The organism is Candidatus Pyrohabitans sp., assembly GCF_054014795.1.
This window is the reverse complement of record NZ_JBPMGE010000082.1, coordinates 1-25,932: the sequence shown is the minus strand read 5'-3', so window position 1 is coordinate 25,932 and position 25,932 is coordinate 1. Positions and strand designations below refer to the sequence as shown.

Sequence of the window (25,932 nt, the reverse complement as noted above, 5' to 3'; positions counted from 1 at the left end):
GGTTGTAGGCAAAGAGGTAGAAGCCCACCAGGAAGAGCAGTGAGGAGAGGATGAAGAGGCTGCCCCGCTCGGGAAAGCCAAGGAACATGCCCACCGCGGCGATATTGGCAATGAAGAAGTGGGCCTCGCCGAGTCTGCGGGAGTACAGCTTTTTAAGAGAGAGCATCGGGAAGAGCTCATAGAGCCCGCCGAAGTTGGTCATCGCCACGAAGCCGAGGGTCAGTATATGGGCGTGCTGCTGCACATTGAGGCTTGTTAATCCCAGGATCCCGGCCAGGGCATAGCCAGAGCCCACAAGGAGGTAAACCACCGCCGCAAGGAAGAACCACACAGCTATGCTTCGCCTGTGGAAGTCCTTCACGCTGAGCGCAGTGGCAAATATTTCGAAGGCAAACAGCAGGAAGGCTAAGAAGGCGATAAAGCCGGCAACCTTGAGGAAGCTGTAGTTGCTTATGAAGGCGTAGGCAAGGGATATAAAGCCCAGATTTGCAAGCAAGAAGGTGAGCTCCGCGAGCCTGGGATGCCTTATTCCAGCCCCTATAATGGTGGGAAGGAGCTGGTACATTGCGCCCATTATCACCATGGTAAAGAAGGCACCCGCTAGCAGGTGGGAGTGGACGGACTTGAAGCTCCCGTAGCCCAGGGTGTCGAGGGTTCCTAGGGCAACGCCAGCAATAAGGTAGATAAGGGCGGCGCCAAAAAACCTTATTGGCAGGAGCTTAAGCATTCTCCTCATGCTTATCCCTGCTTCTTCCTTATCCTGACCCGCCAGGCGTCGCCCACCTGCTCTGCCTCACAGACGTAACCCCTGCCCTCCAGCATTGTTATCACTGGCACAGGCTTCACCTCCACCAGTATCTCAAGCTCTCCCAGCTCTTCAAGCTTTTTGAATATAAGCTGAGGTCTCTCGCCATGAGGCAATGTTCTTACATCGAGGGTCTCCATGCTACACCTCCCTCAGCTGTCTATTTAACTCCTCCTCATTAATATACCCTACCACTGTAATATCAACCTTATCTGCAACTTCTTTGAGGGCAGTCTTGATGCTCGTCGCCAGCTGCACACCGAGGGGACAGAAGGGCGAGGAAGGTTTGAACTTGAGGGAGACTTCGCCATCGTTTACCCGAAGGTCTTCGATGAGTCCCATGTCATAGACACTCTGTCCTGTGTGGGGGTCTATAACGCTCTTCAGCTTCTCAATTACCCTAGCTTCATCTACCATTGCTATCACCATTATTTAGTTAGGCATACCTAATTTAATACCTTTATTCCGAACATGTTCGGATAACCCGTCTGGACACATCACAGCCATATCAATATTAAAAAGGTTGATATTAAAAAAAATGACTCTTAATTCTAGGGGTATTGGGTGGACGGGGTTTAAAAATTAATCCCCGCCACATGCGTGTATCTCGTCGTGTATTTTTCCGGTTGCCACACCACAGCTAACATACCAGGGCAGCTTCTTTATTGTTATGGACAGAGTTGCCGCTCCCTCATTCCAGCTAAAATCTGCTGTAATGCCGTGGCCTGAGATTTCACCGCTGTCCCCGGGTGGAACGTGGATACCCGCCTTTTCCAGCTTTTCCTTAAGACACTCAAACACGCTAGATGTAACCCCATGGTAGGTTACAGTTTTACATCCCATTCTACAACCCCTCCTTTTATTTTTTTAAGTTGCTGCCATGACATAAACATCCTGATATAAATACCTTACTACCACTTGTGGTTGGGGTACCAGAAGATGATATCAAATATTGCTAAGAGTCTGTGAAGTTTCTTAACAGAGGTCGCCGTGGGCGAGGTGGTGCTTACGCCCCGTGGCAGGCGCTTCCGGGGGGAGTACATACCTAGGCTATGGCCCTACTTGGATAAGCTCCATAACGCCAGAACCGCGATAGAGAGGCGATACTGCCTCGACTCCAACTACGGGCTTACTTTGATGCCCAACAAGGGGAAGGGATGGGCCCAGGTCTTCATAGGCATGGGAGAGGTCCTGCACCTGCTCAATGTCCTCACCGCCTACAAACTGGGAGAACTTGGCTTGATAAGGTCAAGCAGCGCCTTCAGAAGGGTTTACAGCGCTTACAATCCAGAAAACATGCAATGGAGTCTGGAAAAACCTTCACAGGATGATAGGGGCGAAAATCTTATATATGCCTAAAGCTCAAAAATCAAAAAGTATCTAATCATGAAGGTTTTTACTATGAACAGGATATGGGTTTTTCCATTAATCGCGCTTTTTATGCTCGCCGGTGTGGGATTAACTGCGGCACAATCCGAGAGTAGGGTAATTCTAGTCTCAGACAATGAGGCTGACTCCGCCGTGGCCGAGGCGGTTGAAAACGTGAAAGGGATGAAAATCGTTCTAACCCCATGGGGCAAGTTCGATCCGGGTGTAGTGGACCAAATCCAGGGACTCAATCCAGGGGAGGTTCTCATAATAGGCGGCCCGGCTGCCGTGCCTTCAGCTTATGAAACGGCTTTGCTGGAGTTCACGAATACTGTGAGGGTGGCTGGAAAGGACAGGTATGCCACCGCTGCAAGGGTTCTGGATTTCTTCAGGGACGACTTTAAGGGTAAAGAGGCAGTAGCTGCATATGGCTCCGATAAAGAAGGCATCAAGAAGGCCCTTGCGAAGGCGACGGCCAAAGGCACGATAGTAATCTTCGTGAGCTCCGCCAAAGTTCCGTGGGAGGTGCAAAAGGCCCTCGAAAACGCGAACATCTCTCTTCTGGAAATTGAAGAATCTCCGAACATGGACACCCAAGAGATAAAAGACGACATAAATGACGACGTGGGCGGACTGCGCTTCATAAGCGTAGACAATGCGAGACGCGCCCTTGAGCAAATAGAAGATGCCAAGGAAGAGATCCTTGAGGCAGATGAGGAGATAGCCGGTCTCAACGCGACAGCTAACGCTGCAATCGAGCTGTTAAACAACGCGAGGGAACACTTAGGAAGGGCAGAGGCTGCTTACAATGAAGGCAGATACGGCGAAGCCTTCGGCCTAGCAATAGCGGCAGAGCGCTTGGCGGATAACGCCAAAGACATAGCTGAGGAGGTAGTTGAGTACTTGGAGGAGAGCCGCGAGGAACAGAAAGAGCTGGAGGAAAAAATCACAGAGAAGATAGGAGAACTTAGGGAAGATATCATCGAGCAAGAGGAGGACATATTAAAAGCTGAGAACAAGGGGGTAAATGCTTCTGAGATCAGGAGCTACCTGGAGCAGGCCAAAGCAAAGCTGGAGGAAGCGGTGAAGGCTGCTGAACAGGGCGATACATCCACCGCGGTAGCCAGGCTAAGGGAAGCTAAAAATCTCTTGGCGTTGGCCGATGTTTTATTAGAAAGAAAAGAAGAAGCCTTGGAGAAGGGGGAGGAGAGGGAGCTGGAGATAGAGGTGGAAATCGAAGGCGGCGTCACCAAGGTAGAGGTGGAGATAAACGACGAAGAGACGAAGTTCGTATTGGCTACTACGGACAGGACGGAGATAATTGCTGAGATAGCGAGCAGAACAGGGCTTACTGCGGCAGAGATAGAGAGTGTTATTGAATTCGAGGTCGAGGAGTCAGAAGAGAAAATTGAAATAGAGGTTGAAATAGAAGAGGGTGTGGCAAAAGTAGAGGTAGAAATCAACGAAACCGAAGAAAAGTTCACGTTGAATACCACTGACAGGAAAGAGATAATTTCTGCAATAATGGAAAGGACGGGTTTGACAAGAGAGCAAGTGGAAAAGAACATCGAGTTCGAGGGTGATCATGCAGAATTAGGCGGGCAGGAAATCGAGAAGAAAGACGGGCAATAAGGAAAATTTCCTTACTCCCTGTCCGGGAGTTTATCGTTGACCTTCACCCGGATAGGACATGTACTCCTCTACGATCCTCCTTGAATTTTCATCATCTGTTGCAATACATATCACCCTTTCCCTATGCGTGTAGTAATAATGATCCATGCCCATCCTGTCAACCCGGTAGACTACGCTGCCCCTGATCATCTCGTTACTGAAATTAAAGAAAATCCTGGAATTTCGTATGTTTTCATTCATCAAATCAAGGAGTTCCTGTGCTCTTTCTTCAGATTCGGAGACCGATATTCAATCTCGAAGTCTATGGGATGAAGGCGCTTTATCTCGGCGACCGCTTCTCTGCCTGTTTGTTTCTGAATCAGCTTGAAATCCAGTATGCTATCTGGCAGGACATCGTATGCTTCCGATATGCTTCATTCAGGTCTTGTATCCAGACAGTAATACCCGCCAGAATTAATAATGCAATACCGATTAGACTACTCCTTTTCATTAGCCTCAAACCCGGATATTTGCTCCCGCCGACTGGCTGCCTTTCTAAGCCTGTTCACTATAACTAGGCCCAAATCTCTCGTTTCGAATCCCTCTGCAATTATTACGTCTGCTCCCTCCTCGTCAAGTTTTCTAAGGGTTCCAAACAAATTCCTTGCGACACCGGTTAAGTCTCCCCGACTTCCGACAACCTCAATAACATCTGCCTCGTACTCCGCTGCACTTTCTTTGGATGCCATGATTCCCACCTTTTTTCCAGACCCCCGCAGCTCATCCGCAAGCTCCTGAACCCTTTTTATAACCGCATCAGAACATCCTTCAACTAATATTAGCTCGGCCTCCGGGGCATAGTGGCGGTACTTCATCCCAGGAGAGAGAATTTTTCCCTCCGCTTCAACCTCTGCGTCAACAGCGGGATGCAGTTTAACTTCCCCTAAAACCCCTTGAAGCTCTTCAAAGGTAACTCCGCCGGGCCTCAAAACAGTGGGAACCGGTGCAGTTAAATTCAGCACAGTGGACTCCACCCCCACCGTTGCAGCGCCTCCGTCGATGATAGCATGTATTTTCCCGTTTAAGTCCCTTAAAACGTGCTCGGCCTTGGTCGGACTTGGCTTTTCAGAGATGTTCGCGCTTGGCGCAGCTATTGGAACGCCTGAGGCGGAAATCAAAGCCAATGCAATCTTATTGCTCGGCATTCTCACAGCCACCGTACCCAAGCCCGCGGTTGTAGCCTTTGGAACAACTTCACGCTTTCTCAGAACCAAGGTCAGCGGACCCGGCCAGAACTTTTCAATTAATACCTCAGCCTCGGCCGGTATCTCTCTAGCAAGGCTTTTTAGCTCATCCTCTCGAGCGATATGCACTATCAGAGGGTTGTCCAAGGGTCGTCCCTTTGCCTCGTAGATTTTGTTAACCGCCTCTGCGTCTAGGGCATTCGCTCCCAGCCCATAGACCGTTTCCGTGGGGAAGGCAACTAGGCCGCCCTTCCTTATAATCCCGGCAGCGACTCTAATTTTCCTCTCACTCGGTCGGCGAGGACCAACCCTCAAAAACAGGTCTTCATGATTTCGAAAACTTCTCCAGCGCCTCCTGAAGTTCTCTGCTTTTATGTTCCGCAAGGGGCACGCCCTCAACTACTGCGTCTATCGCTGCCCTCGCAGCCCTGGCTCCCGCTATTGTTCCCCCAGGATGTCCGTGTACTCCGCCGCCCATCTGGATTATCACATCCCTGCCGAAGGCTTCTATGAGGGCAGGGACGTGCCCAGGGTGCAGGCCTCCTGAAGCCACTGGAAATGTCGGCTTTATATCCCCCCACTCCTGCCCTAGAGTGTAGGGCGTCTCAGGTACCTTTTTAAGGGTGAGGATATCCCTGCAGGCGAGGACATCTCTTCTTGGGGATTCCATTTTTCCAACGATCGTACCTATGTGCAGCTGATCCATGCCGAGCATCCGGTAAACCTTAGACAGCACTGCCATGTGTATCCCGTGCTTCGGATTCCTCGTTAGGGCAGCGTGCATGGCTCTGTGGGCATGGAGCACAACCCCCGGGTTTTTACTCCTCAAGGTTTGCACAGCCGTAAAGCCGGCGATGACCACGTCTAGCATGACGTACTCCCCGCCGTTGTCCTTCACGAACTCCAGTCTCTCAAACATCTCATCGATGGTTGGAGCGGTGATGTTGGCCATGTAAACCTTTCTCTCCCCTGTTTCCCTTTCAGCCTTTTCCCTCTTTTCAAGGGTGAGCACAACCCTTTTCTTGAAGGGGTTGAAGCCCTGGTCCGTAAGGTTCTCGTCGTCCTTCACTATGTCGCAGCCGCCTATCCAAGCGTTAAAGGCTACGAGGGCGTGTTTCTCCGGGGAAAGCCCCATTTTGGGCTTTATTATTGTTCCGAGGAGGGGCCTGTCCTGCACTCTGAGGAGCCCTCTAATCCCTTCTATGCCGAAGGCAGGACCTGGATAGTGCCGGAGAAGCCTTTTGGGGAAGCTCACGTCCAGAAGTCTGAGGTGCTTTATGACTTTAACTCCGAAGATGTTACCCGCGATGCTGGAGAGTATTTGGCTTATGTTGCGGTGCTCGAAGGCTTCATAGGGGTAAGAGACATAGACGACGTTTCCCTCCACCCTAAAGGTGTGCGCGGCAAGGCTTTCTACAATGCTTGGTTCCATCGTTGCTACATCTGTCCATGTTCCTATCGAAGATTCAGCTGGGAGCTGGTCTAGGACTTCTTCCAGCGTTGTGTCATCCGAGGGTTCAACATAGAACTTGCATATTACCTCGTCTTCTCCGGGCTTGTAGCTTAAATCGAGATACCCCATTTTTACACATCCAAATATAGTCTTTTTAATGAGCTTTAGGCATATATAAGATTTTCGCCACTATTCTTAACAGACAGACCTTTTGTGAATCTGAATACCATTTGATAAGTTATAAATGGCTGCCGGGTCATCTTATTTCAAGCATGAGCATAAAAGAATCCCAATTCAGCGTTCGGATAAGAAATTACCTCTCATTCATACTTAAAACTTTTGCTGGCTTGCATTCTGCCAAGCTCCTTCTGTATGCTGACGGCTTAGCAATCATGAAGAAAAATGGCGTAACGGCGATGCTTCGGGCTTTAAACGAGTGGTACCCCTGGCCTGCTAAAACCCTTGAGCTGGAGCACGAGGTTATTAGCGGCGGGATAAGGAACTACGTGAAGCGCATAATAGAGACGATCAAAGACAGAATCAGAGTCTTTGACAAGTACTTCCGTGCAGGTGCGGTAAGCCAGAGCACGTGTCTAACTTCCTGCGGCTCTTCGGCCTGTTCTACAACCACGCAAGGGTGCACCAAACTCTGGGTGAACCTCCCGACCCAGTAGCTGGAGAAACAGAGTTCGAAAGATTCTGCAATCTGCTGAGGGTGGTTAAATCCTAAACTTGACAGCACCATATGACCTTACAGAAAAATATTTATCCCAAAACCTCACCCTTAACCCCGTGCAGGCATTTGCGATAATCCCGGTAAATGAGCTGACGCAGGCCAAAACAAGGCTGAGCGACGTGCTCTCTCAGCAGGAAAGGGGCGAGCTTCTGCTGTGCATGCTCGAGGATGTGCTTGATGCCCTTGAAGGCGTCGTAAAGCCGATAGTTGTAAGTCCCACAAACTTAAAAGAATATGTGCGCAGGGACTTTGAGCTCATACTTGAGGAGGAGAAGCTCGGTCTGACTGAGGCGGTGAGAAGGGGCAATTCCTATGCGATGTCTCGCGGAGCAGAGGAAACGCTGTTTGTGCCTGCTGATGCGCCGCTGATAAAAAGGCACCATGTGGAAGAGGTTCTGAGCCTCGGGAAAAGGCACCCGCTGGTTATCTCTCCAGCGCGGAAAGGTGGTGTGGGGATAATATACCGCCGCCCTCCAGATGTCATCCCGGAGGTGTTCACAGGGAGCAGCTTCGTTGACATTCAGCGCGTAGCCTCAGGGCTGGGCGTACCCGTGAAGGTGTACGACTCCTTCTATCTTTCACTGGACATAGACACTGTAGAGGACATACGCGAGTTTATGCATCACGGCTCGGGTACGAGGACGTATGAATTTCTTAAAAAGTACCAGAAGAGGTGGCGCTAAAGGTCCTTCGGACGCTCACCCAGGGTAATATAGGCTGTGCGCAGCTCCCCATCGCGGTAGTACTTTACCTCGATGGTATCGCCGATGCTGTGCATGAGCACCCCGTTGATCACATCGTCCATGTTCCTAATCGGCATGCCAGCCATCTCCACGATTATATCCCCCAGCCTGAAATCCTTCTCGCCGGGAATGCCCTCGCTTCCCCGCAGGCCTGCCTCCTCCGCCGGCGAGCCGGGGGTAACATCTATTACAATCGCTCCTTGGGTTATGCTGAGGTTGAGCTTCTCCGCCAGCTGGGGCGTTAAATCCACGCCAGTGATGCCCATCCAGGGGCGGATAACCTTCCCCTTCTCAATAATGCTCTTCGCAACCTCTTTAGCCGTGTTTATAGGTATCGCAAATCCTATGCCCTGAAATCCCTCGCTGGTTGAAAATATGGCAGAGTTTATGCCTATAACCTCGCCGCGGGAGTTTATCAGAGGTCCGCCACTGTTGCCCGGGTTGATAGCCGCATCCGTCTGGATTATGTTGCGTATCTTATAACCCTTACTTGCTTCGATGGTTCTGTTTAGGGCGCTTATCACCCCAACGGTGACGGTGTTGTCAAAGCGGAAGGGGTTGCCTATGGCTATGGCGAGCTGCCCGGGCTTGAGCTGCGAGGAGTCACCCAGCTTCGCGGGCTTGAGGTTCTGTGCTGAAATCTTAATCACGGCGATGTCGGTCATCGGGTCCGTGCCCACCAGCTCTGCTGCGTACTCCTCGCCGGTGTGAAGCACCACAATTATACTGCTCGCATTGCTCACCACGTGGTCGTTTGTCAGGATGTACCCGTCCTCCCGGACAATTATCCCTGTACCCGTGCCCTCTATAGGCACCGGATGCGAGAATCCTGTTGTATTTCGCTCTGTGGTGATGTGCACCACACTGGGGAGGGTTTCCTCGAATATGCGTGTGACCACCTCCTCCTGCATCAGCGTGCCATTCACAAAGATGAGGTTCACCTCATCAATTCCCCTGGGCACAGAGAGGTTTTTAGGGTCATCGCCGTAGATTATCAGGGTATAGCTCCCCTCCCTGGGGAGAACTCCTGTTTGATAGAGAAGCCCAAAGATTAGCAGAGCAGTAAGAAAGCTGCTCATCAAGCTCACCGCCAGAAGCCTGCTCTTATCCATGTTTAACCTGGCGGAAACTTCACATACTACAATAAAACACCAAAAGCAAAGTGGTTAGGAATTTTAACCGGGGCATCGTTATATACAGCACTGCGCATGCATGATTAATTTTTTAGCATATAAAAGGCTTAAAAGGTTAATAAAATTATATCAAAAGATTTAAAAGTCCGTTAGAGTAATAAACTATTAATACCCCGGGGAAAAGAATTTTGCTGCTCTAAAGAGGTGCACCCGTGATACACATAACAAAGATAACCCTGAGGAACTTCAAATCCTTCAGGCGGGTTAGTCTGCCGATTCCACAGGGATTTACCGCCATCGTCGGACCGAACGGCTCCGGGAAGAGCAACATCGTGGATGCAGTATGCTTTGTGCTTGGCAGGAGCAGTGCCAAGAGCCTGCGCGCCGAGCGTTTCTCTGATCTTATATTTAACGGCGGCAAGAAGGGCGAACCCGCAAAGGAGGCGGAGGTTAGCCTGTACTTCAACAACTCCGGCAGAGAGCTTCCCGTAGCTACACGGGAGGTGAAGATAACCCGCAGCATCGATTTGAATGGCAACAGCGTTTACAGACTCAATGGAAAGCGGGTTTCGCGGGCGGAGATTCTTGACCTGCTTCGCTACTCGAATATTAGGCCCAACGGCCACAACATAATCCTTCAGGGGGATATAACGCGCATAATAGAGATGAACGCTGTGGAGAGGCGCAGGATTATCGACGAAATCGCGGGTATAGCTGACTACGACGAGAAGAAAGGGAAGGCGATGCGCGAGCTGGAGAAGGTGCAGGGGAACCTCACCCGTGCCGGTGATGTTTTCCGCGAGGTCAGCGCACAGCTCGAGAAGCTCGCCAGAGAGCGCGAGGCTGCGCTTCGTCACGAGCAGCTGAGCAAGCAGGTGAGGCGGAGCAAGGCGCTGGTGCTGAACTCCAAATATCTGGAGATACAGGAGAGGCTGGAGGAGCTTGAGGAGCAGCTCAGCGAAGGCGAAGCCGGGCTTGCACGAATAGCGCGCCATGCAGAGATACTCAGCCTCAAGAAGCAGGTTAAGAAGGAGCAGATGGAGCGCATAAACCGCGAGATAGCGGTGAAGGAGGAGAGTGAGCACTACGGGGTTTTCCGCAGGGTGGAGCAGGCGAAGAGCAGACTGGGTTACCTTCGCGAGAAGCTCGCCGCAGTGGAGCACGAAATAGAAGAGCAGAGCAGGAAGATGGCAGAAGCCAAAAAGGGCATGCTTGCTATTCACCAGGAGCGTGTTTCAGGGGAAGCGCGGTTGAAGGAGCTTGAGGAAAAGATGAGGGAAGGCGAGAGGGAGCTTGCGGCGCTCAGGGACGAGGTGAAGGGGCTTTATGCAAAGCTCAGTGAGGTTGACGAGCACAGTGCTGGAAAGCGCGAGCACCTGAGCAACGTAGCCCAGCGTTTAGAAGGGGTTAGGGATGCACTTCTGAAGGCTGAGCGTGAGGAGGCGCTGCTCGCCGATAGGGAGGAGGAGAGCAGCAGCTACATCAGTGGCGCAGAAGAGGAGTACTCGCGGCGAAAGGGGAAGTACGCGGAGGTCGGCGCCGAGCTGGAGCGCTGCAGAAGAGAGCTCGCCGAGGGCGAGAGGGAGCTTGCCAGCTACAGAGAGCAGGCCTCGAAGGCTTCGGAGAAGCTGCAGGAGCTCAAGGCTGTGCTTGCGCGCACAGCGGGCGAGCTTGAGTTCAAGCAGGGGGAGCTTTCCCGGCTGAAGGCGAAGCAGCGTGCGATTGAGGAGGTGCGCCGCAGCAGTGGTGATGCCGCCGTGGAGGCGGTGCTCAAGCTGCGCGACTCAGGCAGGCCCGGCATATACGGCACAATTGCAGAGCTCGCCAGTGTTGATGAGAAGTTCGCTCTGGCAATAGAGGTGGCCGCTGGCAGGGGGCTCAGAAGTATAGTGGTGGAGAGCGATGAGGTTGCCGAGGAGTGCATACGCCACCTGAAGGAGAAGAGGATAGGCAGGGCAACCTTCCTTCCGCTGAACAGGATAAAACCCCGCAGGAGCACTCCTGAAGCCAGGGCGCTCGCTTCGCGGAGCTACGGCTTTGCCCTCGACCTTGTGGAGTTCGACAGGCGCTATTATCCTGCGTTTTCTCATGTTTTTGGAAACACCGTTGTGGTCAAAGACATGACTTTTGCGAGGCGGGAGATGGGGAAGACGCGCATGGTGACCCTGGAGGGCGACCTCATAGAGGCCTCAGGAAGGATTACAGGGGGCTACTACAGGCGCAGGGCCAGGCTCGAGATTTCTGTGAACAGGATCTCCAAGCTTGAGGGTGAGGTTTCAGAGCTCCGGCAGCGCAAAGCCAGGCTTGAGGCTGAGCTTGAGGCTGGACTTGAGAAGAGGGATACGCTTGCGCGGGAGGTGCTGGAGGCAGAGAAGAGGGTTGAGCTTCTGAGTGCGAGGATAGCAGGGCTTGAGGCAGAGAAGGAGGAGCTGTCGCGGGCGCTTGCAGGGGCTGAGGCAGAGCTCAGGGAGCGCAGGGCGCAGCTTCGCGAGGTCAAGCGGCGAAGAAGAGAGCTTGAGCCGGAGCTTCGCAGACTCAGGGAGGAGGCAGCAGAGCTCGCTGAAGAGAAGCGCGCCCTTGAAGAAGAGCTGCGCAGCAGTGAGACAGAGCTGCTGCTGAAGGAAATTCGCACCAGGGAGAAGGCGATGCTGGAGGAGGAGCGCAAGCTTGAGGCGCTGCGGGGTGAGATGCGCTTCCTTCGCTCCAGGCTGGGTGAGATTATAGAGAAGAATGCCGCCACGCTGCGCCGCAACCTGCTGGATGCTCTCGCTGCGCGACGTGCTGCGCGCGAGGTGCAGCGCAAACTCAGCCGGGAGCTTCGCAGTGCTGAGGCAGAGCTGAGGGAGGCTCAGGAGCGCGAGCAGGCGGTCAGGCGTGAGCTTCAGGAGATGAAGCGGCGCAGAGAAGGTTTCTCCCATGCAATAAAGCTTATCACCCACAAGCTTGAGGAACTCCAGCGGCGCGAGGCCAAGCTCAGAAAGAAGCTTGAGGCCGCGAGGATAGAGCAGGCAAAGCTTCAGACAAGGCAGGACGGCCTAGCCGAAGCTCTGAAGGAGTTCACAGACATCGAGGTGGAGCTTCTTGTACCCATAGAGACGGAGGAGCTCGAGAAGGAGATTGCCAAGATGGAGGCAGAGCTACGCTCGCTGGAGCCTGTGAATATGCGCGCCGTGGAGGATTATGAGGAGGTTAAGGAGAAGTACGACAGGCTGGAGTTTCGAATGCGCAAGCTGGAGGAGGAGCGGGAGGCGATTCTCCGCCTTATGGAGGAGATAGAACAGCGCAAGCTGGTGGTTTTCATGGAGGTGTTTGAGAACATCGCCATGAACTTCAGGCGAATCTTCAACCGCCTGAGCGAGGGTGGCGAGGCAGAGCTTATCCTTGATGGGGAAGCCCCGCTGGAGGGCGGGCTGCAGATTCAGGCCAGACCACCTGGCAAGAATCCCCAGTACATAGAGCTGCTCTCGGGCGGTGAGCGCACTCTGACGGCGCTTTCTTTCCTCTTTGCAATTCAGCGCTATCAGCCAGCGCCCTTCTACATTCTCGACGAGATAGACATGTTTCTGGATGACAACAATGTGAAGAAGATATCAGAGATGATTAAGGAGGCGTCGAAGGAGGCGCAGTTCATAGTGGTGAGCCTGAGAGACAGCATGATGGTGGCAGCAGATCAGCTCTTCGGAGTTACCAACGAGGACGGGGTTTCAAAGATTATAGGGGTGGAGCTTGAGGATGTTGGAATCTGACCTCTACGAGGAGATCCACCCGGTGGATATGCTTGTGGACCTGGTGATAAGTGAGGAGATGGACCCCTGGGATATAGATATCGCCGACATAGCGCAGCGCTTCCTTGAGAAGGTTAAACGCATGCAGAAGCTCAACCTGCGTTTAAGCGGGCGCGCTATTCTGGCTGCTGCTATACTGCTGCGCATGAAGAGCGAATCTCTCTTGCCCGGGGAAGAGGAGGCAGAGGAAGAGTACTTTGAGGCCCCCGAGGCGGAGGAGGTGGAGAGGCGCATAGAGGACATACCCGCGATACCTGTACCTGCGCGGCGCCGCACTGAGCGAAAAACCACCCTCTTTGAGCTTATCGATGCCCTGCAGCGCGCCCTTGGTGAGGAGATGCTGCGCCGCAACTTTCCGCGAACGCGTGTCAAACCCAAGCTCGTGATTCAGGTGGATGAGGAGGGTATTAGAAAGAAGATAGATAAGGTGTACGAGAGGGTTAAGCGCCTCTGCTCTAGGGGTGAGGTTATCCACTTTTTCGACCTGGTGGAAGACAGGAGCAACCGCCTGCTTGTGGTTGAGACACTGCTCTGCCTTCTCTACCTCGATGCCCAGCGCAAAATCAATGTGTGGCAGGAGGAGCTGTTCAGTGAGATCTTCGTATCGCTGGTTGAGAATTAGGTGCTCACCCGGAGAGAAACCTCTTTCTGAAGCTCCTGACTGTTCCGTAGATGGCAGCATAGGAGGCGAGGATTGCAACCACGCCAGCGCCAAAGCCTAGCTTGCCGGAGGATATCATAAGCGAGGCTATGACTATTACCACAGCCGGGGCTATGATGAACAGGAGGTACTTCACCCCTTCGCGGGTTGAGAATTCTTCAGCCACGAAGTAATATGGGGGAAAATAGGTTAAAAAGGTTGGGGTGGGAAACCAGTAAAATATTTAAGCATCTCCTGCCAACAATAAACCGGTGGAATGATGGTTTCTTTTTATGAGATTGTAGGGAGACTGGCGGTATTTTCACTGGGGATATTGCTGACGCTACTCCTGGTATCCCTGATTCTCGGCTGGCTGCTCATTAAAAAGAAGAAGCTGGTTCTTCCCCGCCTGCTCCTCTTCACCATGGACTCCTTCTATCTGCAGTTCAAAAAGATTGCCCGCGCCTTTGGGTTGAGCGAGAAGCTTGTGGATGCCATCGGTATAGAGGTAAGGAATCGTCTGAACAGCGAGAAGTTTGCACGCATCCCTCCCAGTGAACGTATCCTGGTTGTTCCTCAGTGCATCCGCCACATACGCTGTCCTGCCCGCCTGGATGCAAAAACAGGCATAAGCTGCAGGGACTGCGGGATGTGCATAATTAAGGACCTTAAGGCAGAGGCGGAGCGCCTGGGCTACAGGTTCTTTATAGTTCCCGGGGGCAGCTTTGTGAAGAGGATAATCAAGGCAACCCGCCCCAGAGCAGCGCTTGGCGTTGCCTGCCACAGCGACCTGAATATGGGGATGCATGAGATTTCCCGCAAGAGCTGTGCTGTGGTGGGCGTGCCCCTTCTCAGGGATGGCTGCGTGGAAACACAGGTTAACCTTGAAGAGATACTGCGCACAATGAGGCTTGGTGTGGAGAAGGTTGCACAGGAAGCGTCCCGGAGCTGCTCCTCATCGAACAGGGTGTAGCAAATGGTGGCGGTGCTGAGCAAGGAAGCTACGGTTTTCAGGGGTGAGTTTCCCATCACAGATGACCACATGCATCTTGACCCCAGAAATGGTGAGGGACTGGAGGCGGTTAAAAAGTTCGCCCGTGAGGGCGGAAAGAACATATTCCTTGTGACCAAGCTGACAAAGGATATAGGGCTGAGCGGGGTTAGCGTGGAGAATTTTGCCAGACTTTTCGAGGAGACCATAAAGCTGGCGGAGCAGGTTGGCGAGCTTGGGGTGCGTGCCTTCCCGGTGCTCGGCGTACACCCTGCGGAATTCCACTTCATGGCAGAGCACCGGAGCCTTGAGGAGGCAAAGGGAATCGCTGAGAAGGCGCTGGAGCTCGCCGCCCAGCATGTGTGCGATGGCCGGGCCTTCGCCATAGGTGAGGTGGGCAGACCCCACTACCCTGTGGCAGGGGAGATACGCGAGGCCTGCGAGGCTCTTATGCTCCACTCCTTTGAGCTTGCCCGCGATGCTGACTGCGCTGTGCAGCTGCATACTGAGAGCATAGATGAGGCTGGCTTCACCGCAATAGCGGAACTTGCGGACAGAGCCGGGCTGCGCAGGGAGCGCGTTGTGAAGCACTTCTCCCCGCCGCTGATAAATAGGGGTGAGGAGCTGGGGATAATGCCCTCGCTCATAGCCACCAGGAAGAACATCTCAGCGGCGCTGGAGCAGGGAACGAGGTTCCTCATGGAGTCCGACTATATAGATGATTCCTCCCGCCCGGGAGCTGTGGTGTCTCCGCGGAGTGTGCCCAGGGTTACAAAGCAGCTCTATGCAGAGGGCAGGTTAACAGAGGAGGAGGTGTGGAGAATCCACTTCGACAACGTTGAGCGCACCTATAGCGTCCTGCTGTAGTTCACTCTGACAAAAAATAAGATGACATTTTTGGTTCTGAACAATTTACTAGATACTTACAACCTATTGGATTAAAATTTTCAGCAGGCCATAAACTACTACCCCACTCATAACAGCAACCCCTAAATTCGACCACTTGCGCTGAGACAGATAAACAGCGGTAATGGCAAGCATGCGCATTAACATCTCTTTTAATACAAATTCTTGAGGAGATGGAAAAATTGAGACGACAAAGAGGGCAGAAATCAATGCAGGACCTGCTAAGCTCAATCCCCTGTTAATTTTTCCAAATGTAAGTTCTTTTCGCCTGGTGAGCATTAAGCCCAGGGGCAATGCACGCATTAGGTATGTCCCCATTGCCACTATCAGCACAGCGACAAGCAAATCACCCTTCATCTGTGCCCCTCCTCAAAGCTAATGCAAGCAGAGGGCCTGCAATGCCGGCAAAGAGTATGCCAAGCGCTGTGAATCCAAGGGAGTGCATTATTAGTGCAATGCCAGCGCCGACAATCGCAGCTATTGTGGCTTCGCCGTGGAGCATCGGGAGCAGGAGCGCCATGAATAGAGCGGGCAGAGCAAAGGACAATACAGGGGCAAGAGCAGGCGAAAGAGAAAGCAGAGCTTCACCACCTGCGGCGCCGATAAATGTACCTCCTACCCAGGAGAAGTATGCTCCAGCCTCAAGTCCTAGAAGCCATGGTTCTCTCTGATCATTATCGACTTTCTCAAGTTGCACGAGGGCTGTCGCAAAAACTTCGTCGGTAAGGCCAAATGCAAGGGGAGCTGCGTGGATGGGCTTTGAAGGATTTAGAAGAGACGCCACTAATGGGCCATAGAGGAGATGACGGAGGTTCAAAGCGAGGGCAGCTATGGTTGCAACCGCAAGGGAAGTGCCAGCAGCAAGAAGGCTCACCAGTGCAAACTGGCTTGCACCTGCAAATATTAGGGCGGAAATCAATACGCTCTCAACCATGTTCATACCCACTCCGGCTGCGGAGATTCCAAACGCCATTGCCACAGGAAGATAACCGAGCATGATGGGGAGGCTTGAAGTGATACCGCTGAAGAGTGCCTTCAAGCTGTACTACACCTCCTTCTTAAAGGCAAAAACATGAGTTCCTGCGTCCATATCGCTGTATCCGGAGGTAGCATAGACTCGGTGGTGCTCCTCCAAGCAGAAACCGGTGCTCTCTGCCAGGGCTAAGAAGCGTTCGGGAAAGGTTTTACGCTCCACCTCATAGTCAAGCCCTGCCATAAGCGCCTCCAGCTCAAGCATCTGGAAGCGGTAAAAGGCGAGGAGGAGATGCGATGGCTGTGCTGGAACCTTTAATTTTCGCATCCTGCCAAAGAGTTTCTGAGCTCTGCCTATGGCAGACTCAACCTCCCCACTCTCCGCCTCATAGGCGAGAAGAGGTATCTCCCTATTCAGCAGCTCAACCAGCTCTGCCTCTTCAGAGGTAAGACTGCTCTTCACAGTTTCTGGGATTTCCACAAGTGTGGCAAGCATGTAGCTCGTATGGTGGCGGATGAGTTCCCTGTTTCGCTCAGATGCGGTGGTATAGGGTGAGATAAATTCATCTGCTACGAGGAGGAGACCGCCGTCTTCCAGCATGTCATACGCCTTCTGCAGTAAGAATGATGTGTTTAAGTGGTGGGAGGCACCTACAGATATGATGGCTGGAAATTGTCTGGGGAGATTTACGCTTAAAAAGTCCTCCTGAATTATGCTCACCTTCTGCAGACCCTGGATATTCCGCCTCAGATACGCACAGGCAGCGGGACTTGGGTCCACGGCTTCAACCTCAAGCGCAGGGTAGAGTTCAAGAAGCATCCGCAGATGGAGCCCTGGTCCTGTGCCAACATCCACCACCGATACAGGTGCACTCTTAAAGAGTGTGTGCATTATCTGTGCAAGCACCACAGATTGTGATGCATATCCCGGATGGAGCAACTCAAAGAAATTGTACCTGTGCACATTAATTCTATGCTCAAAAAGAGGTGTTTCAGTTTCGTTGGTCTTAATTTTTACCTCTTCCTCTGGGAGTGAAAGCACGCATGGTGGTACTGTAGGTTGCCCATGGTGCAGCAGCACCTCAGCAGCAAGCGCACTCAGGGCAAGTGAATCGCCTTTCACAAGGCCGTGCAAAAGTTCCAGCTTCTCACAGCACAGGCTCCTAACACAGGCTAAGGCTAGTACATTTGCGGCCTGCTTTAAAATATCGTTTCCTACTTCTGGTGAGAGTTTTGGTCTAGCCCTTCCACGGGGCCATTTGAAGATGAGGACTGAAAGACCATCCTGTTCTTCCACAACAAAAAATCTGACGGGCCATTTGAAGCTGGAACGTAATAATCGCCTTAGATGGATATGTATTTTATCTGCTGTGGCAGACAGCGCAGGCATTGAGCTATATAATTTAAGCCTGAATACCGGGACACCCTGTGCCACTTCCTCCAAGACACGTCGAAGCAGAACGCCTACGCCTTCCCAATCCTCATCAGTCCGTGGTACAGGGCGAAGTATGGTGTAATGGTCGGTGTAAACCTCGTCCCTCGGATATTCAACAGAGACCAATGCCGATACAGGTTCATCCAGTGCGATGTAAACGTGGGGCTGGTCCGCCTTGAAGGAGAACGTCTCCCCAGCTTTTAAAAGACTGGGGGAACTGAGAGCCCCAGCAAACATGCGTCCATTGATGACAAATACCCGCTCTACCACACCAGGGGCATGCGGCGTCGCCTCTCGTTTACCTTTCGGTTCAAGCCGCATTAAATAAACTTCAATCCTCGGCTCTCCATCAGATTGTTCGATAAGGCGAACATTAACACCAGCTTCAGCCACCTCCTCCGTTCCTGCCCCTACCTCCGTCTCGGAAACTAAAAGACCAAAAGGCACCCCCAAAGCGTCTGCCAGAGCCCATAACGTTGAAATGGTGGGATTTGCTTCCCCGGCTTCTAAAGATGAGAGGGTTGACTTTGAAATTCCCGCCCGTTCTGCCAGTCCGGTAAGCGAGATTTCCCTCTCATTTCTCAAATGGCTGAGATTCCTGGCCAAAATTTTTGATATCCTCGTGCTGGTTTCTTCCATCATATAGAACAATTGTTCTATATATCGAAATTATTTATAAATTTTTTGCCAACCCACCGCGAATCTTTGTAAGCTCCGAGCAAAAACAAGTTAACTTTTCCGGCGCTCTCGGCAAAGCTTCATAGTTTTACTTCTCAATATAATCTGCAGTAGAAGCATATGAAGAGAAGCTCGGGTAATCGAAAGGAGTTAAAAGGATGGGGTAGAATGGGAAGTAGGTGTTGCGATGGAGGTAGAGGCAGAGGCTTTTAAAGCAACCGAGCTGGAGGAGAGGCTGGACAGATTCTTCAGGGCATACTACTCGCGGGAAATTCTGCGCGTTGTGCGCGGCTATCCCGAGGAGAAGAGCCTTGTTGTCAACTTTGAGGATCTGGACAGGTATGATATCTCTCTCGCCGATGAGATGCTCAACAATCCCGATGTTGCAATTTCCGCTGCCCAGCGGGCGCTCGCCAGGATTGAGCTGCCCGTGGACTACCCCTCAATCAGACTGAACCTCCGTTTTGCCAATCTTCCGCCCACCAGCAGGCTGATGATACGCGACATCCGCAGCGCTGATGTGGGCAAGCTTATCTCTGTTGAAGGGATAGTTAGAAAGGCCACAGATGTACGCCCCAAGCTGGTGGTGGGTGCCTTTGAATGCCAGCGATGCGGGAGCATAATGCACATAACTCAGAGTGATGATTCGCTGAAGGAACCCTACCTGTGTGAAAGCTGTGAGAAGCGCGGTCCTTTCAAGCTGGATGTGGACAGCTCTGTATTTGTGGACTCTCAGAAGGTTCTGATTCAGGAGAATCTGGAGGATCTGCGCGGGGGTGAGCATCCAAAGCAGATAGCTGTGCTTCTGGAGGACGACCTTACGGGGAGAATAACACCCGGCGATTCTATTGAGGTTATTGGTATCCTCCGCGCTGCGAAGCGAAAGATGGGCAACGCGAAGTCACGCGTCTTCGACATCTTCATTGAGGCAAACAACTTCAATTCAGTGCAGATAGAGTTTGAGGAGGTTCGCATCTCAAAGGAGGATGAGAGGGAGATTGTTGAGCTATCGCGCGACCCTGAGATTTACGAGAGGATTCGCAGGAGCATCGCCCCCCACATATTCGGGTATGATGAGATCAAGGAGGCGATAATGTATCAGCTCTTCTCAGCCCCTCCCGTGGAACTACCGGACGGCGGGCGAATTCGCGGTGATTCTCACATAATAATCATGGGCGAGCCAGCCACAGGAAAAAGCGAGATTCTGCAGTATGTCGCCAAGGAACTGGCCCCCCGCGGAGTGTATGCCAGTGGCAAGGGTACCAGCGGTGCTGGACTGTGCGTATCTCCTTCATCGCTTCTGTGCTTGAGCAATGGTGAACTCTCGCCTATAGCGGAGACGGTGGAAGAGAAGATGAAGGGGGGGAGAAGAGAGTACAGAGAAGGCGTGTGGGTTGCCAGAGAGCCAGAGAGGATTGGAATATTCTCCCTGAACGGTACTTCAGAGCCGGAAGCAAAGAAAGCCACGCAGTACTGGAAGCTTGTGGCACCTCCCAAGATGGTGAAGATAACCACAAGGACGGGCAGGCAGATTGAACTAACCCCGGAAACCCCACTCCTCTGGGCAGATGGTGAGGAGGTGGGATGGAGGAAGGCTGGGAAAATCAGAGCTGGAGAGTTCATCGCCTGTGCCAGGGAGATAAAAGTAGAGGAAACAAAGGTTCCCCTGAGCATTGATTTAATAGATGGCAACCCGATAATTTATGGCTGCGAGAATATCGTAAGAGAGGCTCTGAACAAAATAAAAGAGATGCATAATCTGACAATTAGAGAAACTGCAAGAAAAATTATGGTGAATGAGAATAAGCTCTACCACTCCTGGGTTAATGAGAGCGCGAGGGGAAAGCCCAGACTGAAGGAGCTGCTGAGGCTTACAGACTTCGCGGGTATCCCGAGAGAGAGGGTGGCGGAGTCCATAAAATTCTACTCAGAGTACCACGGACACAGGATAACCCTGCCGGTGAGGATAACTGAGGATTTGCTTTATATGGCAGGATTGATAGCCGGAGATGGAGACCTTAGAAAAACTCCGAAAGGTGGAGTTTCAATCAGATTCTCAAATTCCAATGAACATATGCTTGAAACTTTCAAAAGCATTGCTAAAAAGCTTTTTAATGTGGACGTTAAGGTTATTTCTGCATCGAAATCCAGACCCGCCTCTGCAAGATTCCACTCAAAACTTGTGGGGGAAATCCTTCAGAGGCTTGGAATCCCCCTGTCTCCAAAATCCCACAGGGTGGATTTGAGCCCGGAGTTTTTAAATCTGCCGGATGAGCTTCTTTCTCATTACATAAGCGGGCTTTTTGACTGCGACGCGTGCGTTGTGCACAGAAAGAAAAAGGGTTCCTCATACATAGAGTTTGTAACAACCAGCGAAGCTCTTGCAAGAAAGCTTCATCTGGCTTTGCTGAGGTTTGGAATAATATCCAAGCTCAGAAAAAGGAGTGCTGTGGGCAAAAAATCTCAATTTTTCGTTGATGGAAAAAGAAAGGTAATTGAGTCCAGACACGATAAATACTGCCTATACATCAGAGGGAAAGAGCATCTCATAAATTTTAAAAAGAAAATAAGCTTCAGAAATAAAGACAAACTTAAACTGCTGGATGAAATAATAGTGGGCTGCAAAAAAGGAAATACCAACATAGACATTGTTCCATTTGCCGGCAGGATGTTCCGGGAAATCAGAGAAGCCTTTGGAATCTCTTCAAAGCAGATATTCGGATACAAAAACTACGACTGTGAACACGGCAGATTCAGGCCATCAAGACGGCGTGTGGAGAGATTCTTAAAAAGGGTTGAGGAGCTTAAGGGGAATTACAAAGAAAGAATCTATTTCGACGTGCCTGTCAGAAGAGAGATGTACAGAAAAGCACGCGAGTACATGTCCCCTGAGGAACTCTCCAGGCTGCTAGGCATAAGGAAGTCAACCCTCCGCCACTACTTTACTGGCAGCAGAAGGGTGAGGATACCCTACTCTACTCTAGAGAAGATGTGCAGGTTACTTGGAGAGAGAGGGGTGGATGAATTCTCATTAGAGAGGATAGAGAAGCATGTTACTCCCGGAATATCCGACGTGCAGGATAGAATTTCGGAGGCTGAGTCCAAACTTGCTGAGCTTAAAAAATACTGTGGTGTTTTCTGGGATGAAGTTGTAGAAGTGGAGTACAGGAAGCCTGATTACGATTATGTTTACGACCTCACTGTGGAGGATTCCCACAATTTCTTGGTAAACGGAATCATCACCCACAATACCGCCGCCGCAGTCAAGGACGAATTCGGCGATGGGGGCTGGAGCCTGGAGGCGGGCGCTCTGGTGCTGGGCGACCGTGGTGTTGCGTGCATTGATGAATTTGACAAGATGGAGCCGGGTGACCGCTCTGCGATGCACGAGGCAATGGAGCAGCAGAGTGTGAGCATAGCCAAGGCAGGTATCCTTGCCACCTTCCGCTCGCGCTGCGCCATCCTCGCGGCTGCGAACCCAAAGTACGGTCGCTTCGACGAGTACCGCCCTATCTCAGAGCAGGTGAATCTGCCCCCTACCATACTCTCCAGATTTGATTTAATCTTCTTCGTCAAGGACGACCTCTCAAAGACGCGTGAGATTGCAAGACATATCCTCGATACGGCATCCTCGCCCGAGAGCATAAAGCCACCTCTTGCACCGGAGTTGCTCAAAAAGTACATAGCCTATGCGAGACAGCATGTTTTTCCAGAACTCAGTGATGAGGCGCGGAAGGTGATTGAGGACTTCTATGTGGAGATGCGCGAAGTGGCACAGCGGAGTGAAGATGTGCCAATCCCCCTGACAGCGCGCCAGCTTTGGGCGATAGTCAGGCTCGCCAAGGCATGTGCAAGGGTTAGGCTGAGCAGCGTGGTTGAAGCCGAGGATGCCCATCGTGCAATTGCACTGGTCAAAACCTCCCTGGCACAGGCAGGTCTGGACCTGGAAACCGGAAAGGTGGACATAGATAAGATTTATGTGGGTGTAACAAAGTCGCAGCGGGACAAGATTAAAGAGATACTCAGCATAATAAGAGAACTTGAAGATGAGTACGGCACCGCCAGGCGCTCGGAGATTCTCAGCCTGGCAGAGGAGAGAGGTATATCAAAGGGTACAACCCAGGAGCTGATAGAGAGGCTGCGCCAGCAGGGCGACATATTTGAGCCCAAGTACGACCACTTCAAAACCACGTGAGGGTGTAAGATGATTGAGAGAGGAACTGCAGTAAAGCTGAGAATTAAGGATATAGTTGAGGCGGACTTTCACCGCAGCAGTGAGCGCTTTGAGCCCAACTATATTGTAACAAAGCGCGGTGTAAAAGCTTCGAGGGTGCGCGTTATGGGCGTTGTTGTTGCCAAGTTTGTGAGCGAGGATGGGAAGTACTCGAGCATCACCCTCGACGACGCCTCTGCTACAGTAGCTGTGCGCGCCTTCAGGGAGGTTGACCCCCTGGTTAAGGTGAGTGTGGGCGACACCGTCGACGTCGTGGGCAAGGTGAAGGAGTATGAGGGTGAGGTCTACATCCTTGCAGAGGTTGTTCGCGTGCTTAAGGACCCCAACTGGGAACTGGTGCGTGAGCTTGAGCTTGCGATAGCAGAGCGCGAGCTGCCTGAGGTGGAAGCACACCCACAGGAGAGCGTCGCTGAGGTAATCCCGGAGCCGGTGGTGGAGGAAGAGGTTGTGGATGCTGAGGATGTGGAATCGGAACCCAAACTGAAGGTACTCCACCTCATCGAGGAGCTTGACGAAGGCGATGGGGTGAAGTACATCACCCTTCTCAAGGAGAGCGGCCTGGAGGAGGAGAGGCTTGAAGAAGCCCTGAATGAGCTTCTGAATGAAGGTGAGATATATGAACCCAAAATTGGCAGGTTCAAACATGTTTAAGATTAAAGTAAAATGTTAGGCTGCTCTCCAAGGGTGAAATGAGGTACTGTGTCAAGATATATCGGGTTCAGAATGAAGTTCTCGTTGCGGTGTGCGATGAGGATATCCTGGGCAGGGTATTCGAAGAAGGTGAGCTTATCCTTGATATAAAGAAGGAGTTTTACGGCGACGAAGTATTCACAGAGGAACAGGTGGTGGTGTTCCTGAATGAGGCAACAATAGCAAACATCGCTGGCGAGGGTGTTGTTGCCATTGCAATAAGGGAGGGGATAATAGACAGGGAAAATGTGCTCCGCGTATGTGGCGTACCCCACGCGCAGATGGTAAGGATGTAGCTAATCCATCCCTGAGTAGAGCTCATCCACCTCTCTTTTTGTGCGCTCCGCTTCTTCTTCAGCGCTTTTTTTCTTTGTTTCCCACTCTGCAATTATGTCCGGGTCCCCTCCAGAGAGCTTGCCCTCAAACCTGTCTATCTTCACCAGTGCGGGGATGCGCGTCATCAAACCGAGTACAACCGCCTCACCTATGTTCAGCGAGCTGAGCTGCGCCAGAAGGTCGTCGCTCAGCCTCTCGCTCGCCTGCTGAACATGCCTCTGGTCGCTTGGTTCTACGAGGCGCATTATTATCGCATTGTTTGCCTGGGATAGAGAGTTGGCGTCCAGACTCTTGGGGCGCTGACTCACCAGGCAAAGCCCTATGCCGAACTTTCTTCCCTCCCGGGCGATGCGGTCAATCCAGTATTTTGATAGCGTGGGGCGGTACGCAGGTGCAAGGATGTGGGCCTCCTCCAGAATACAGAAGGCAGGCGCGACTTCATGGAGCTTCCGCCTGTACAGAAGCTTTCTCAGTACATGGCTCACTATCACATCGGCATAATCCTCATCTACACTTCCCAGGTCTATGACATTCGCCCTGCCCTGCTCAAAGAGCTCAACTATCTCAGGGGCGTGCTCATCCAGGATGTCGCCGTACTTCTCTCTGAAGTCTAAAAGCTTGCCGATTACGCCGGAGATAGAGTTCTTTTCGCTAGCTGCAACATCCTCGCCGGAGTAAACCTCCTGAAGATGGGAGAGCATCTCATCTATCAGGCTCGCAGGCGACCTCCTGACCTCTTCCATTGCGTGGTTGTAGGCCTCACGCAGATATCTCTCCTGGATGTACGCCTTTTCATCTATGTTAACAAGCCGCTTCAGCTCGCTGTAAAGCAGGTAAACAGGGTTAAGCCTGGGCAGGATGCGCTTAACACCGCCAGAAAATTCTGCATTGACATACTCAGAGTGCATGTCGAATATAACAGGCATGCCGGCGAGCTTGAGGATGCCCTCCACAATTACGCTGACTGTGTTGCTCTTTCCAGCGCCGGTAATTGCAAGGATTGCAAGGTGCCTGGTTATCATCCTGTTCGCATCCACATAGACCTCAACCTCGGGGTGGGAGATCAGCTTTCCTATTTTTATATTTCCTCTACCAAAGATGCTCCTCAGCGTCTCAGGGTCTGCACGGTAGACCCTCGTCCCGGGCGGAGGAGGAACCTTGGGCATCGTCAGAGTTGAGACCTCACCGAGAAGCCGAAGGCTGGCGCGTATATACTGCTCCTCCTGGCCCTCAAAGCTGAGGATACGCTCCACCACCTCCGGTGAGAGGATGTCGCCTGAGATGCTGGGACTGCCTCTGGTCAGAGCCTCCACCATGCCGAGCACGCGCATGGCGTCGAACTCAAGCACCACATACTCCCCCAACCTCGGCATCTTCTTTGCGATGAAGGATGCACTTGAGGGCGAAGCCTCGCCTATGCATACGCCAATAACCTCTACCATGCCAGCGCCTCTCTACCTGTTTTCTCGCTTATGCCAAGGGAGATGGCAAACCTCTCCATGTCCCTTGCGGTTATCACAACCCTCTTGTGAGCCTTTCTGAGAGGGTAGGGATAGCCGTCCACACTTATGCCCCTGAGCTTTGCAAGCAACTCCGGGATTTCCCCTTCCTTCGCCTCACGGGGAAGCTCAATCATGAGCATACCCTTGCCCCTCTCAAGCCTGGCATAGAAGGTGGTGAATACAAGCTTCCTGAAAAAGTGGTTGTAGATGGGATAGTGCATCTCTATAGACTTGTATCTCGGCGTGGAGTATCCTGCGCTGCTGGTAATTTCTTCAAACACGGCGATGTCGGGGATGCACATGTTCAGGCTCGAGTCCGTGGATGTCTTGGCCACGCCCACCACCTTATTCTTCCCCCTTTTAATGAGCTTCTGTATAGCAACCAGGTACTCGAGGTGCTCCAGAAGCATGACCTGATATGCCTCTGCATGGAAATCTTCTGCTATCTCCCTGGAGAGCAGCTTTGGTTCATCGCTTTCTTCCAGCAGGGGGATATAGCTCAGCACCTCTTCCTTCCGCATGAACCTCCACCACGGCTTCGGTGCGGTTAAGCTGCTGTGGAGCGAGCCGTCCAGGAGAAAGAGCTCAACCTCCTCCACGGCGGCGAGGGCAGCCTTCAGCTCAAGGGTGGCGCGGTATATATCCAGCCTCTCCGTGAGGTACTTGTAGG

The 25,932-nt window shown here is 52.1% G+C and carries 25 protein-coding genes; 11 read left to right on the top strand and 14 right to left on the bottom strand.

Annotation, left to right across the window (positions count from 1 at the left end):
* The 4 genes from ACXJJW_RS08565 to ACXJJW_RS08550 all read right to left on the bottom strand — a co-directional run.
* Positions 1-736 (bottom strand): cbb3-type cytochrome c oxidase subunit I (locus tag ACXJJW_RS08565; RefSeq protein ID WP_456475324.1); only part of this gene is annotated, 736 nt, incomplete at its 3' end.
* Between the two features lie 2 nt (positions 737-738).
* Positions 739-945 (bottom strand): DUF2249 domain-containing protein, encoded by a 207-nt coding sequence (locus ACXJJW_RS08560; protein ID WP_456475323.1) that lies wholly within the window; start codon positions 943-945, stop codon positions 739-741.
* Between the two features lies 1 nt (position 946).
* Positions 947-1,234: a metal-sulfur cluster assembly factor gene (locus ACXJJW_RS08555; protein WP_456475322.1), complete on the bottom strand. Its 288-nt coding sequence runs from the start codon at positions 1,232-1,234 to the stop codon at positions 947-949.
* Between the two features lie 153 nt (positions 1,235-1,387).
* Complete coding sequence (locus tag ACXJJW_RS08550) at positions 1,388-1,648, bottom strand: hypothetical protein (protein WP_456475321.1); 261 nt, start codon at positions 1,646-1,648, stop codon at positions 1,388-1,390.
* Positions 1,649-1,795: 147 nt separating this feature from the next.
* On the opposite strand from ACXJJW_RS08550, the gene ACXJJW_RS08545 reads away from it, so the two are divergent.
* Both ACXJJW_RS08545 and ACXJJW_RS08540 read left to right on the top strand, forming a co-directional pair.
* A complete protein-coding gene (locus tag ACXJJW_RS08545) occupies positions 1,796-2,164 on the top strand; it encodes a hypothetical protein (RefSeq protein WP_456475320.1) in 369 nt (122 codons plus the stop codon).
* 42 nt (positions 2,165-2,206) lie between these two features.
* Positions 2,207-3,805 carry a cell wall-binding repeat-containing protein gene (locus tag ACXJJW_RS08540; RefSeq protein ID WP_456475319.1) on the top strand — a complete coding sequence of 533 codons (1,599 nt, stop codon included), beginning with the start codon at positions 2,207-2,209 and terminating at the stop codon, positions 3,803-3,805.
* Positions 3,806-3,835: 30 nt separating this feature from the next.
* Here the strand turns inward: ACXJJW_RS08540 and ACXJJW_RS08535 are convergent, their stop codons facing one another.
* The 3 genes from ACXJJW_RS08535 to rbcL form a co-directional block, all read right to left on the bottom strand.
* The gene (locus tag ACXJJW_RS08535; protein ID WP_456475318.1) at positions 3,836-4,045 is read right to left on the bottom strand and encodes a hypothetical protein; all 210 of its coding nucleotides are present in this window, start codon (positions 4,043-4,045) and stop codon (positions 3,836-3,838) included.
* Positions 4,046-4,281: 236 nt separating this feature from the next.
* Positions 4,282-5,349, bottom strand: a complete 1,068-nt coding sequence (locus ACXJJW_RS08530; RefSeq protein ID WP_456475327.1) for an L-threonylcarbamoyladenylate synthase — start codon at positions 5,347-5,349, stop codon at positions 4,282-4,284.
* A 4-nt stretch (positions 5,350-5,353) separates the two neighbouring features.
* Positions 5,354-6,610, bottom strand: a complete 1,257-nt coding sequence (rbcL, locus tag ACXJJW_RS08525; RefSeq protein ID WP_456475317.1) for a type III ribulose-bisphosphate carboxylase — start codon at positions 6,608-6,610, stop codon at positions 5,354-5,356.
* A 143-nt stretch (positions 6,611-6,753) separates the two neighbouring features.
* Between rbcL and ACXJJW_RS08520 the strand changes: the two genes are divergently transcribed.
* Entirely contained in the window at positions 6,754-7,155 is a 402-nt protein-coding gene (locus ACXJJW_RS08520) for a hypothetical protein (RefSeq protein WP_456475316.1), read from the top strand.
* 118 nt (positions 7,156-7,273) lie between these two features.
* Entirely contained in the window at positions 7,274-7,900 is a 627-nt protein-coding gene (cofC, locus tag ACXJJW_RS08515) for a 2-phospho-L-lactate guanylyltransferase (protein ID WP_456475315.1), read from the top strand.
* Here the strand turns inward: cofC and ACXJJW_RS08510 are convergent.
* Positions 7,897-9,072, bottom strand: coding sequence for a S1C family serine protease (locus ACXJJW_RS08510; RefSeq protein WP_456475314.1), 1,176 nt, complete (start codon positions 9,070-9,072; stop codon positions 7,897-7,899). The genes cofC and ACXJJW_RS08510 overlap by 4 nt on opposite strands.
* Before the next feature lie 233 nt (positions 9,073-9,305).
* Here ACXJJW_RS08510 and smc point away from each other — a divergent pair, with 233 nt between their 5' ends.
* Both smc and ACXJJW_RS08500 read left to right on the top strand, forming a co-directional pair.
* Complete coding sequence (gene smc, locus ACXJJW_RS08505) at positions 9,306-12,839, top strand: chromosome segregation protein SMC (RefSeq protein WP_456475313.1); 3,534 nt, start codon at positions 9,306-9,308, stop codon at positions 12,837-12,839.
* Entirely contained in the window at positions 12,826-13,500 is a 675-nt protein-coding gene (locus tag ACXJJW_RS08500; protein WP_456475326.1) for a segregation/condensation protein A, read from the top strand. Before smc ends, ACXJJW_RS08500 begins: the two co-directional genes overlap by 14 nt.
* A 4-nt stretch (positions 13,501-13,504) precedes the next feature.
* Here ACXJJW_RS08500 and ACXJJW_RS08495 read toward each other — a convergent pair whose 3' ends face one another.
* Positions 13,505-13,705, bottom strand: a complete 201-nt coding sequence (locus ACXJJW_RS08495; protein ID WP_456475312.1) for a hypothetical protein — start codon at positions 13,703-13,705, stop codon at positions 13,505-13,507.
* A gap of 90 nt (positions 13,706-13,795) precedes the next feature.
* Here ACXJJW_RS08495 and ACXJJW_RS08490 point away from each other — a divergent pair, with 90 nt between their 5' ends.
* The gene (locus ACXJJW_RS08490) at positions 13,796-14,491 is read left to right on the top strand and encodes a DUF116 domain-containing protein (RefSeq protein WP_456475311.1); all 696 of its coding nucleotides are present in this window, start codon (positions 13,796-13,798) and stop codon (positions 14,489-14,491) included.
* Positions 14,492-14,494: 3 nt separating this feature from the next.
* Positions 14,495-15,376: a TatD family hydrolase gene (locus tag ACXJJW_RS08485; protein WP_456475310.1), complete on the top strand. Its 882-nt coding sequence runs from the start codon at positions 14,495-14,497 to the stop codon at positions 15,374-15,376.
* 63 nt (positions 15,377-15,439) lie between these two features.
* Here the strand turns inward: ACXJJW_RS08485 and ACXJJW_RS08480 are convergent, their stop codons facing one another.
* The 3 genes from ACXJJW_RS08480 to ACXJJW_RS08470 are packed head-to-tail and all read right to left on the bottom strand — an operon-like array spanning position 15,440 to position 18,464.
* Positions 15,440-15,772 carry an AzlD domain-containing protein gene (locus ACXJJW_RS08480; RefSeq protein WP_456475309.1) on the bottom strand — a complete coding sequence of 111 codons (333 nt, stop codon included), beginning with the start codon at positions 15,770-15,772 and terminating at the stop codon, positions 15,440-15,442.
* Positions 15,762-16,454 carry an AzlC family ABC transporter permease gene (locus tag ACXJJW_RS08475; protein ID WP_456475308.1) on the bottom strand — a complete coding sequence of 231 codons (693 nt, stop codon included), beginning with the start codon at positions 16,452-16,454 and terminating at the stop codon, positions 15,762-15,764. The genes ACXJJW_RS08480 and ACXJJW_RS08475 overlap by 11 nt, the downstream gene beginning before the upstream one ends.
* Positions 16,455-16,460: 6 nt before the next feature.
* Positions 16,461-18,464, bottom strand: a complete 2,004-nt coding sequence (locus ACXJJW_RS08470; RefSeq protein WP_456475325.1) for a helix-turn-helix domain-containing protein — start codon at positions 18,462-18,464, stop codon at positions 16,461-16,463.
* 223 nt (positions 18,465-18,687) lie between these two features.
* Between ACXJJW_RS08470 and ACXJJW_RS08465 the strand changes: the two genes are divergently transcribed.
* The 3 genes from ACXJJW_RS08465 to ACXJJW_RS08455 are packed head-to-tail and all read left to right on the top strand — an operon-like array spanning position 18,688 to position 23,720.
* Complete coding sequence (locus ACXJJW_RS08465) at positions 18,688-22,695, top strand: LAGLIDADG family homing endonuclease (protein ID WP_456475307.1); 4,008 nt, start codon at positions 18,688-18,690, stop codon at positions 22,693-22,695.
* 9 nt (positions 22,696-22,704) lie between these two features.
* On the top strand, positions 22,705-23,385 hold the full coding sequence (locus tag ACXJJW_RS08460) for an OB-fold nucleic acid binding domain-containing protein (RefSeq protein WP_456475306.1): 681 nt from the start codon (positions 22,705-22,707) through the stop codon (positions 23,383-23,385).
* A gap of 38 nt (positions 23,386-23,423) precedes the next feature.
* Entirely contained in the window at positions 23,424-23,720 is a 297-nt protein-coding gene (locus ACXJJW_RS08455; protein WP_456475305.1) for a DUF424 domain-containing protein, read from the top strand.
* Here ACXJJW_RS08455 and ACXJJW_RS08450 read toward each other — a convergent pair whose 3' ends face one another.
* Together ACXJJW_RS08450 and ACXJJW_RS08445 are read right to left on the bottom strand one after the other, a co-directional pair.
* Positions 23,721-25,202 (bottom strand): helicase HerA domain-containing protein, encoded by a 1,482-nt coding sequence (locus tag ACXJJW_RS08450; RefSeq protein WP_456475304.1) that lies wholly within the window; start codon positions 25,200-25,202, stop codon positions 23,721-23,723.
* Positions 25,196-25,932: DNA double-strand break repair nuclease NurA (locus ACXJJW_RS08445; RefSeq protein WP_456475303.1), on the bottom strand; the 737-nt coding region annotated here is incomplete at its 5' end. The genes ACXJJW_RS08450 and ACXJJW_RS08445, both read right to left, overlap by 7 nt.